At 42.6% G+C, this 10,254-nt stretch carries 6 protein-coding genes; 1 reads left to right on the top strand and 5 read right to left on the bottom strand.

The window, feature by feature from the left end:
• Nucleotides 1-264: 264 nt before the first annotated feature.
• The 5 genes from A37S_RS25745 to A37S_RS0121825 all read right to left on the bottom strand — a co-directional run bounded on the left by A37S_RS25745 (nucleotide 265) and on the right by A37S_RS0121825 (nucleotide 9,449).
• Nucleotides 265-2,007 (bottom strand): PQQ-dependent sugar dehydrogenase, encoded by a 1,743-nt coding sequence (locus A37S_RS25745; protein WP_051293387.1) that lies wholly within the window; start codon nucleotides 2,005-2,007, stop codon nucleotides 265-267.
• Between the two features lie 175 nt (nucleotides 2,008-2,182).
• The gene (locus A37S_RS0121810) at nucleotides 2,183-3,379 is read right to left on the bottom strand and encodes an aminotransferase class V-fold PLP-dependent enzyme (RefSeq protein ID WP_028298783.1); all 1,197 of its coding nucleotides are present in this window, start codon (nucleotides 3,377-3,379) and stop codon (nucleotides 2,183-2,185) included.
• Between the two features lie 64 nt (nucleotides 3,380-3,443).
• Nucleotides 3,444-4,373 carry an SMP-30/gluconolactonase/LRE family protein gene (locus A37S_RS0121815; RefSeq protein ID WP_028298784.1) on the bottom strand — a complete coding sequence of 310 codons (930 nt, stop codon included), beginning with the start codon at nucleotides 4,371-4,373 and terminating at the stop codon, nucleotides 3,444-3,446.
• Between the two features lie 29 nt (nucleotides 4,374-4,402).
• Nucleotides 4,403-5,977 carry a SusD/RagB family nutrient-binding outer membrane lipoprotein gene (locus A37S_RS0121820; protein ID WP_028298785.1) on the bottom strand — a complete coding sequence of 525 codons (1,575 nt, stop codon included), beginning with the start codon at nucleotides 5,975-5,977 and terminating at the stop codon, nucleotides 4,403-4,405.
• A gap of 25 nt (nucleotides 5,978-6,002) precedes the next feature.
• Entirely contained in the window at nucleotides 6,003-9,449 is a 3,447-nt protein-coding gene (locus A37S_RS0121825; RefSeq protein WP_051293389.1) for a SusC/RagA family TonB-linked outer membrane protein, read from the bottom strand.
• 576 nt (nucleotides 9,450-10,025) lie between these two features.
• Here A37S_RS0121825 and A37S_RS26900 point away from each other — a divergent pair.
• Nucleotides 10,026-10,254, top strand: a 229-nt coding sequence (locus A37S_RS26900) for a transposase (RefSeq protein ID WP_028298787.1), incomplete at its 3' end; no start/stop codon positions are given.

Raw genomic sequence — 10,254 nt, forward strand, 5'->3', positions numbered from 1 at the left:
CTATTTAGCACATAAAAACATTAAGAAGAAATGGACGATGCCACTGGCCAATTGGGGAACAACGGCACAGAAATTAGCGATTTGGTTTCCGGGAAGAATGGTCTTAGATTTGCAATAAGAAAAATGGCTCAATTACCGCCCCGCGGGGCGGTAATTGAGCCATTGACACAGTTTGTTTTACACTCCCTCCAACACAACTAAAATATTTCCACAAATAACAGCCCTAAAAATAAATTTTCAACAAAATCAATAGGTAAAAATGTCTTATTTTCTATATTTTGCTACTTCCGCTTCCGAAATCGGGCTAGATTCATTGCCAAAATTTTGACGTATATAGGTTAGCACTTCTGCTATATCCTCATCCGACAGAAAGCTATGCTGTGGCATAATACCTTCGTAAGGTTTCCCCTTTACTTCAATGGGCCCCTGCAAACCATTCATAATAACATTGATTAATTTACTTTTATCTCCGGTTACCCATTCCGAATCATTGAGTGGAGGAAAACGGCTGGCATCGCCTTTACCATCATTTTGATGACAGGTTCCACAATACAATTTATATACTTCTTCGCCCTTTACCTTTTTGCCTTTATCCAAGTTATCTTCCACTGGGTCTGGAGTTCTTATATGGCTAAATGCTTTGTGCTCTTCCATTTTTGCCAGCTGTTTCTTTCCAAACTTCTTTTTATCGCCTTTATATAAGATTCGCCAAATTTTCCCTTTTTCAGTATCGGCGACATAGAGAGATCCATCTGGTCCTACAGCCAAACCCATTGGTCTATACTCAGCATCACTCACATTAACAATCGGGTCAACACCGGCAAATCCATCTGCAAAAACCTCCCACGGACCTGACGGCTTTCCATTTTCAAAAGGAACAAAACAAATAAAATAACCTGCTTGTGGATAAGGAGCTCGGTTTGTAGCACCATGAAAAGCAATAAAAGCCCCATTCTTATACCGGTCAGGAAATTGGTCCCCTTGATAGAAAAGTAGGTCATTTGGTGCCCAATGTCCTGGAAAACCAATTAAAGGGGATTTATATTGACTGCCATCGCCTAACTCCTCTTGATACGTCAAATATTCCGGATTTATTCTTCTTTTGCCTTTCTCTTGATCGTAAAAAAAATAAGGCCATCCACCATTGTCACCTTCATTGATACTAAAAAATTCCTCTGAAGGGAAGAGTGCACTTTCCCAGGGCGAATACTTTTCTGGCCAAAGTCTAAGTAAGTCGTCCCGACCATGATGCACAACGTACATGCCATTAGTTACTGGATTCCAGTCTAGACCAACGACACTACGAAGACCTGTTGCATACAGCTTGCCATCTTTTTGTGTTTGATTAAGCTTATTGGCATCAAATTGCCATATCCCACCATGATCTTCCAACATGGGGCAAGGATACATCCCTGGGCTACCGGGCGTACGATTATCGATCTGGCAGCAATTTGATGGCGCACCAAAAGGCACATACATATGGCCGTCATTGTCAAAGGTCACCGGTTTGGCCTGATGTTCATGTCTTCCATGAGGGTGGTCATCTTTCAACACTAGTTCAATTTCACTATCTGGCACCAACTTGCCTGGCGTTAACTTCTGCCTGAAAACGTTGAGAGTGGAACTAAAGTAGATGTAACCATTATATATCCTCATAGCCGTACCATAACTTCCTTTATCTTCATAATCGTCAAATGGAATAATTATATCTGCCGTGCCATCTCCATTAGTGTCACGCAAGGCAACATTCCCTCCTATAGAATCAGGAAATCGCAATTTGACATAAATATCCCCATTATCATTTACAGCTATATGCCTTGCCCTACCTTTGAGGCTATCTACGACCACTAAGACTTCAAATTCACCGGGAACAGCAAGCTCCCCAATATTGATATTTTCAGATGAAGAACCAATAGGAGAACAAGCAACGAAAACAGCTTGAATTATAATGGCAACATACAACTTTCGAAAAAACGAACAATGCCAAAAAACAAAAAAAACTCTCATTTACAAACAGTTAAAACAAACTACTTACCTCTGCATAGTGCATATGTATCCTAAAGAAACATATTGTTCTTATTGAAAAACAGAAAAAAAAGAGACAGCAAATACTTACTAAGTGGAAATTCTGTCATGGAAAAGACAGTCTTCTCATTAATTTTTGCCGATTTGAGAATTAATTTCAGCCCATTTGCAAAATATCTTTTACACGATTTGCCACTAAGTCAACCTGATCGGGACGTAAAAGCACAACACCTATATTCAAGTTCGGTTCACGACCTCCAGCAACGATTTTCGGATTCCCGTTTTCCAGTTCAGTCAAAACGTCCGTTACGGTTTTGCTTATTTTATCTCTTTCCCAATTCACTCGAAGAGAAGGAAAAGCATTTGCTGGGCCTGGACTTACTCTGATACTTCCTTGTACACCAGGTAATTTTTCTAAAATAGATTTGATCCGCTCGGCTCTCCCAAGCCATTCATTCCATTCCTTCTCATGATCCCTTTCCAAATAGGATTTTAATGCCACGTACATTCCGAACATCTCTTCCTTATTGACCTTCATAGCCCTTCCTATGGGCGATTCATGAGGGCTGTGATTGAGCTTGGCGGCTTCTATTAAATCTTTTCGCCCAAAAAGAAGCCCTGCACTTTGGGGACCACGTATCATTTTCCCCCCAGAGAATGTGATAAGGTCGAAACCCATTTTCTGAAATTTAAATAGATTTTCTACAGGAGGAACGTCTGCAGCAGCGTCAATAAACACAGGGATTTTATTTGCTTTGCCGATTTCCACAAATTGTTCGTGCGATATGCTATGCTCATTTGCACAATTGAGAAACAAGCCCATTACCGTTCTTTCATTGATTGCTTTCTGCATATCATCTGGGCCTTCCACTTCTATCAATTTCACTCCTGCGCAGGCCACAGCTTGGTCAAAAGGATAGCGATGGCTTTTTTGAATGATTACTTCCGGCATTTCACCGGGCAAATTGGGCAGTTGTTTGATCTTCTCCGCATCACTACCCGTAATACAGGCCGCCGTACCGAGTGTAAGAGCACAGGCTGCGCCTGACGTGACCATAGCGGCCTCAACACGCAACATTTCAGCAATTTTCGCCCCTACCTTATCCTGTACTTCAAACATATTTGCAAAATCCTGGGAGGTAGATTGGATCGCTTCCAATACTTCGGGCTGCATCAACGATCCAGACAGGAAGGTCATTGTCACATTTGCGTTGATGACAGGACTAATCCCCAGTTCAGCAAACAGATCCAATTTGCTAGAATATGTTTTTTTATGGTTAAAAGGAATCTGATTTGCCATACTACCGGCAAAAGGCAGAACACTTAAACTTTTTATTACTTCCCTTCTTTTCATTCTTTGGGTTAAGTTTTCTTTAGGTTATTATGATTGGACCAATTAAAATTGAAATATCGAATATTTATTCCCAAAACTTACCTGGTTTCTCCACTCGAAAACGTTCTATATTGCCCTGATCTTGCAAGGTGACATAGATTGTCTTACCATCCTTACCACCAAAAGTAAGGTTAGTAGGCTTTTGGCCTGACAGCTTTATTTGCTCAAGTACTTTCCCATCGGGAGAAACCTTTACTACCTCACCTTTTCCAAACCTGGTAATATACAACACGCCATCCACATCGCAACGCATACCATCCATGCCATGACCGTCCGTAAAGGCTATTAGCAATCTTTTATTACTCACATTTCCATTCGCGTCCAAATCGTATACCCATACATGCCCCATGGCGGCGTCATTGACATACAGCTGCTTGTCGTCTGGCGATACTTCTATGCCATTGCTTGTTCCAAGGCTATCTAGCAAAGCTACTTCACCATTTATATCTATTCGCCAAATGCGGCCTTTGTTCATTTTCCAATCGGGATCACTTGCATACAACCTGTCTTGACTATCGATAGCGATATCGTTCGGCTGGCTCATCTTTTCCTCATGGGCATATACGCTGATTTTTTTCGAACTCATGTCCACGCGCAATATGTTATGTCCCGTGTAATCAGCGATGAGCATGTCGCCTTTTTTGTTAAAGCGTATGCCATTTCCTATACTTCCCTCGGGCAATTCGACAAAAAGGCTTGCTCGACCATTGCTATCTACGATACCTATGGTTCCTTGTTCTTGATAGTTCACAGCATAGAGATTTCCCTGTGCGTCTACCGCAGGGCCTTCAATACCAGAAGTAAACTCTTCCGGCTTTGTCCATACGACAGCTTCATAATAAGGTTCATTAGTTGTTTTTTCCTCTTCTTGCTTACCTTTATTTTTACAGGAGACGGTAATCAGCAAGAGGCCGATTACCATCAGAACTGTAAAACAATCAACCTTCACTCTCATCAGATGACGTTATTGCTTAATTTATTTCGTTAATCTACATCCCACCACAATGGCGTAGCTGCGCTGTCATTGCCGCCCAAATGTTGGGATACAGCATTTGCTACCGCCTGACCACTAGCACTAATCACGGTGAGGGGATACGTAAGTCGTTTAATGAAAGTCCCTAAAGGTAAATCGGGATTATTGGTTACCATGATGGGGTACATTCTCGGATAACCTGTCCTTCTGAATTCAGACCAAGCTTCCGTACCCTCCGGATAGATAGCTATCCATTTCTGGGTAATGATTTTCTCCAGTTTTTGCTCAAACGAGGCAGCCTCATTCCACTGAACCGTTACCGTAGATATTGGCGCACTGTTATTGGCCGTATTTCTTGGATCCACATAGGCTATCTGTGTTCCCGTACTTAGCAGGTACTCATCTACCCCACTTACGCCATTATAGGTAAAAGATGCCCTAATACCATCCTCATAATACTGCTGGGCTGTCCCTCCCCCCATGTTCCATCCTCTCAGAACACCTTCGGCCTTTAGGAAATAGCCTTCTGCCACATCGATCACCTTGATGGGATCTGCCTGAGAAATATTGGGAAGGGAGTAGCCAATGTACCGATCTTTATCGGGTTTGGCCACGCCTGGCCTGATGCCCTTGAACTGCCCAACTACGCCAGCACCAGTTGCGGGCAGAGCATAAGCCTCAAGACGCGGATCCTCAAAACCTGTCAAATAAGTCTCTATAGAAGCACTCAAGCGTGTATCTGACCAAGCGGTAGCAAAGGTGTAATATGGATTTGTCGCGGTGAGTATAATCTCGAAAGCCCTATCAAGAATACCACCATTTGCTTCAGCTACCGCTTTTTCGGCCTCCTGCTGTGCCTTGGCGGGGCTTACGCCCGAGATACGCATAGCCATACGTAAACGCAGGCTGTTGGCCGCTTTGATCCAGCTAGTGTATTCTCCTCCGAGCGAGGATCGATCCCACTTAGCAAAACGAACCATATCGGCGTTTGGGTCAGCTGCCTCTGCAGCCTGTAATGCGGTTACTGCTTCATCCAAATCGCTGAAAAAAGCGTTGTATGCCTCCTCTTCCGAATCGAAGGGCACTTCACTCCCCTCGCCATACTGCGTATAAGGATAAGGACCGAATGTATCTACCAAACGTTGAACGGCGGCCACCTTGATGATGGTGGCTATGGCATATAGGTCGGGGTATTTCACATCGATCTCACTTCTCTTCATCAACAGCCAGTTGTTCATCACGTTGTTGGTAGAACTGTACCACGAATTGTTGTTCCATCCAGATACCATAAAATAGGTCATGGTATTCACATTGTTGAGAAAGTTCGTGGGCGATTCCATATAGCCAGCATAAGACTCTGCCTGCAAATTTTGGACGGTTTGCAGGGCCGTACTCGTGGGCACAATAAAGTTCATCATGACTGGAAGTAAATAGCCGCCTTCGTTGGCATCGGCCATCAGCTGCTCGTCTGTGATATGGTAGGCATCTATATTGAGCCCTTCATCCACACATGCCGTTAAGGAGCACAGGCCGCCTGCCAAAACGGCAAGTTGTTTTCTTGTATATCTCAAAAAAATCTTTTTCATATCGTTGGATTGTCTAATTACCGAACTAAAATCTACCACTTAACGTAAAACCAAAAGAACGGGTAGGAGGCATGTTAAATGCATCCATTCCTTGCATGCTATTGGCCGTAGAGATGCTTACTTCAGGGTCAAAAGGCGCGTCCTTGTACAGGAAGAACAAGTTACGTCCCACAAGGGAAAGATTGAGGCTTTTCAAGCCTCGCCAAAAGCTTGGAAAAGTATAGCCCAGAGAGAGCTCCCGAAGACGGACGTTAGTAGCATCAAAGATATATTCTTCGGCAGCCGCCGCAACGTCTCCTGCCCCGGAAGTGAAATTATAATACGTTTGGGCATCGATCAAATTGCCGCCCACCATGACGCCACCGGCATCCCTTGCCTCTCCAGAACGCTTTGAAATACCTTTCCAATCCAGCCATTGTTCCGTCTGCGAAACAATCTCACCGCCAAAACGCCCATCTATCATAAAGGAGAAATTGAAGTTTTTATAACGGAATTGGTTATTGAAACTCAAGAGAAAATCCGGATTGGCATTGCCCAGGTATTGATCAGCATTGGAAGTGATGGTAGGCAACCCATTGTCTCCAATAACGAGATTTCCACTTTCGTCCCGCACATAAACATTGCCGAATAGGTCGCCGTAGGCTCCATATTCCCTTCCTCTCAGGTTGGATATACCTGGTCTAGCTAGCAAGAGTTGTATCATTCTAGTACTTCCTCCCGAATTCAATGTAAAAAATTCATTGGACAACAATTCGCTCAGTTCCCTGATCTGATTCACATTTTTGGAGAAATTGACAGCAGGAGTCCAATCCACATTTCCTAGCTTAGCTGAATAACTGGCAGTTGCCTCAAATCCATAATTCCTTATCTTGCCTCCGTTAATCCAGAAATTGCTTGCTCCAGCACCTGCGGGAGCACTAATAGAAAACACTTGATCTTTCGTAGTGGCATCATAGTAGGTCACGCCAACACTAAGTTTGTCCGAAAAAAAACGCAAATCCGTCCCCACTTCATAAGAAGTCGTTCGCTCAGGATTTAGATCATAGTAATTAGTTCCTTCAAAATACGGGACGGTTTCTCGACCATTGATGTTATCATCTGGGGCCAAGGTATATGGTGGGTTCTGCACAGCCACTCCAAACGGCAACTGGTTACCTACTTCAGCATAAGACACCCTCAATTTGGCAAATGATAAGGCGTCGCTGGCTGCCAGATGATCAGTAATCACATACGACAATCCCACTGAAGGATAGAAAAAGGACTGATTGACCGTAGATGCCCACTCATTCCTTCCCGTCACATCAAGATAGAGATAATCTTTGAATCCCAACGTTGCTGTTGCAAAAACGGCCTGCGTTTCTCTTCGTTGTAAGCTTTCTGTGGAAAGGAAATTCCCTCCTGTATTTGATAAGCTATAAATAGAAAAATAATTTGGATAAGCCAATAGATTTGCGGCACCATTATTGGCGAGATTGACATCGTAATAGCGATTGTACATATTGCTGAAACCAATGGTTGCTTGTAAGTTAAAAGCATCACTCAATGCCCCTCTACCCGAAGCCATCACATCGGTGTACATCTGGTCTGTGTTGGTCAACCGCTTCTGGTAACCACCATTGGATCCTACCAGCGTGGGATCTGATGAAGCATATTGACGTAGTTCATAATTATCCTCTACCCTGTCGTAAGTAAAGCGCGCCTGTACATACAACCAGTCCAAAGCATCCCAGCGGGCTGAGAAATTATAGATATTCCGATTACGTATATCGTCCGTTTGATTCCGCTTGGTTATCCAATAAGGATTTTGATTAGAACTCGCTTGATTGAGTATATAGGGCCAGTTTTGAACGTTCATGAGTCGAGTTTCATCCCAAGTTTCAAACTTATCACCGCTGTATTTGGACATATCATCCCCGGGAGGAAACAGATAAAGGGAAAACATGGGGCTATAATAGAAGCCTGCCTGTGGCCTATTGTATACAGACTGCTTGATGTAATTAATGCCGCCGTCCAAAGTGACCTTCTCATTCAGTATTTTAGCCGTTCCCCTCAGGTTCAGGTTATGCCTGCTATATTTATTCTCCGGCACAATACCGTTGGCACTGGTATTGGCATAAGACGCATAAACCTGAGCCAAGCTGTTGCCAGATGAAATGGAAACGCTGTTCAGGTAGTTGGACCCTGTATTAAAAAAATTGCTCAAATGACTATCACTTCCGTTGGTGATAGCGGGTCCCCAACTGTCATTGATATTGGTATTGGCTACACCCAATGAACCCTGACCGTAGGAGGTTTGAATTTCGGGCAATGCTAAGGGGGTATCGAAGGTTGAAGATGAGGTAAAGCTAACTTCAGAAGTACCCGCCTTTCCTTTTTTGGTGGTTATCATGATAACCCCATTGGCGGCCTGACTACCATACAGTGCTGCTGCTGATGCTCCTTTCAGGATTTCCATACTTTCGATGTCGTCCGGATTGAGATTGGACACCGCGTCTCCTCGATCCAGCGTTCCGAATAGCCCACCTCCTTGGGGGCCATTTGCGGAATTCATGGGTATTCCGTCTATCACGTAAAGAGGTTGATTATTTCCAGTAATGGACTTATTACCACGCAGCAACACCTTAGAAGATGCTCCGGGGCCTCCCGTTCCACGAGTGATTACCACACCAGCGGCCTTGCCCGCTAAGGAATTCATCATATTAGGTTCTTTGGTGCGTGTAATATCCTCTGCCGAAACAGTTTGAGCCGCATAGGTAACACTTTTTGCCTGTCGCTCAATACCCAAGGCTGACACAACCACTTCCTGTAAGCTCTGCGAATCTTCCTCAAGCACTATGTCAAGAGCGGCTCCTCCACTATAAGTGACCTCTCTGGCCGCATACCCTATAAACTTAACTGACAATACATCTCCAGGGCTTAGCGAGAGTTCAAAAACACCATCTACATTGGTACTCGTTGCCACACTCGTTCCTACTACACTTACTGAAGCCCCGGCCAATGGTTCGCCTGTTGAGCTCTTTACCGTACCTTTTACCTTAATCGGTTGAGAAATTACTTTCTCTTTTTTCGCCATACTAGATGGCTTCTCCTTTATCAGAAAGTTATTCCCTTTCACATCATAACCAATCGGCTGGTTATCGAATAAGATGTTCAAGGCATCTAATAATTCACGATTTTCGACATCTATGGTCACCAAATTCGCTTTTTTCAAAATATCCTTGGTATACAGAAAGTGAAATCCAGTCAAAGCGTGGATTTTTTCCAAAACACCCTCCAAAGGAGCATTTTTTTCGTGTAATGTAATCTTTTGAGCATAATTGGGAGTTGAAGCCTTAAGCATAAAGGGAATCATCAATACCAGGAAATAGAAACCTTTATTTGACAGCAGGCTTTTCAATCTTTGCAGAAAAAATTGAAAGCCCCAATCACAATACTCTAATAAAGAGCTTTTAACGTCAATAAATTTATTCATGAAGTTTAAGTTATGTTAAGTTGTTTTTGACATACGTTAACTATTTGTGGATAAAAAAACCACAGCAGGTAGGTATTTATAAACACCTAAAATCAATTAAGAGGCGAACGCTTTATTCATATGCAATTTTTTAGTTATACCATTTATTATTTACAGTGATGTTAATATAGCCGTTGAACAAACACCTTTTTTACGTAAAATTTCAATTTATAAGCACCAAAAAAACAATGTAAATCAAAACAAACTAATATATATACCATTTCAAATATTAATACGCTCAAAAATCAAACACCATCTATATTTATTTTATTTTTTTTACATTAAAAATTGATATCAATCAAAAAACAAACCAATGAAGTTAAAAATAAACAATAATAAACTACAAAATATATCAATAACGAATTCATAAATAAACTAAAAATACATCATTTTCTCCAGCCACATAAAACATCAAATAAAAAACCAACACATTAAACCCAAAAAACAAAACCCCTTTTATTTTCCAGTAAAAAAAACTGATTCTCCGTAAACACGCCTAATATTTTTAGTATATTAGCACATCAAGAAGAATAGACGATGAACATATTCAGTTTTACAGCGCATTTTGGTACGGAGGAGGATTGCCGTTTGCATTTCAAGGAGCAACGGGACAAGGAGGGTGTTGTCTGCAAGCGATGCGGGGGCACCTCTCATTATTGGTTACAGGGCAAATGGAGTTACGAATGCAAAAGTTGCCGTTTCCGTACCTCTTTGCGCAGCGGTACGATCATGGAGAGTTCCAAGCTGCCGTTTCTGGTGTGGTACA

The organism is Olivibacter sitiensis DSM 17696 (assembly GCF_000427965.1).
Classification (GTDB): domain Bacteria; phylum Bacteroidota; class Bacteroidia; order Sphingobacteriales; family Sphingobacteriaceae; genus Olivibacter; species Olivibacter sitiensis.

Coding starts and splice junctions, on each gene's coding strand:
- A37S_RS25745 (WP_051293387.1), bottom strand. CDS start 2,007: ATGAGAGTTTTTTTTGTTTTTTGGCATTGTTCGTTTTTTCGAAAGTTG.
- A37S_RS0121810 (WP_028298783.1), bottom strand. CDS start 3,379: ATGAAAAGAAGGGAAGTAATAAAAAGTTTAAGTGTTCTGCCTTTTGCC.
- A37S_RS0121820 (WP_028298785.1), bottom strand. CDS start 5,977: ATGAAAAAGATTTTTTTGAGATATACAAGAAAACAACTTGCCGTTTTG.
- A37S_RS0121815 (WP_028298784.1), bottom strand. CDS start 4,373: ATGAGAGTGAAGGTTGATTGTTTTACAGTTCTGATGGTAATCGGCCTC.
- A37S_RS0121825 (WP_051293389.1), bottom strand. CDS start 9,449: ATGAATAAATTTATTGACGTTAAAAGCTCTTTATTAGAGTATTGTGAT.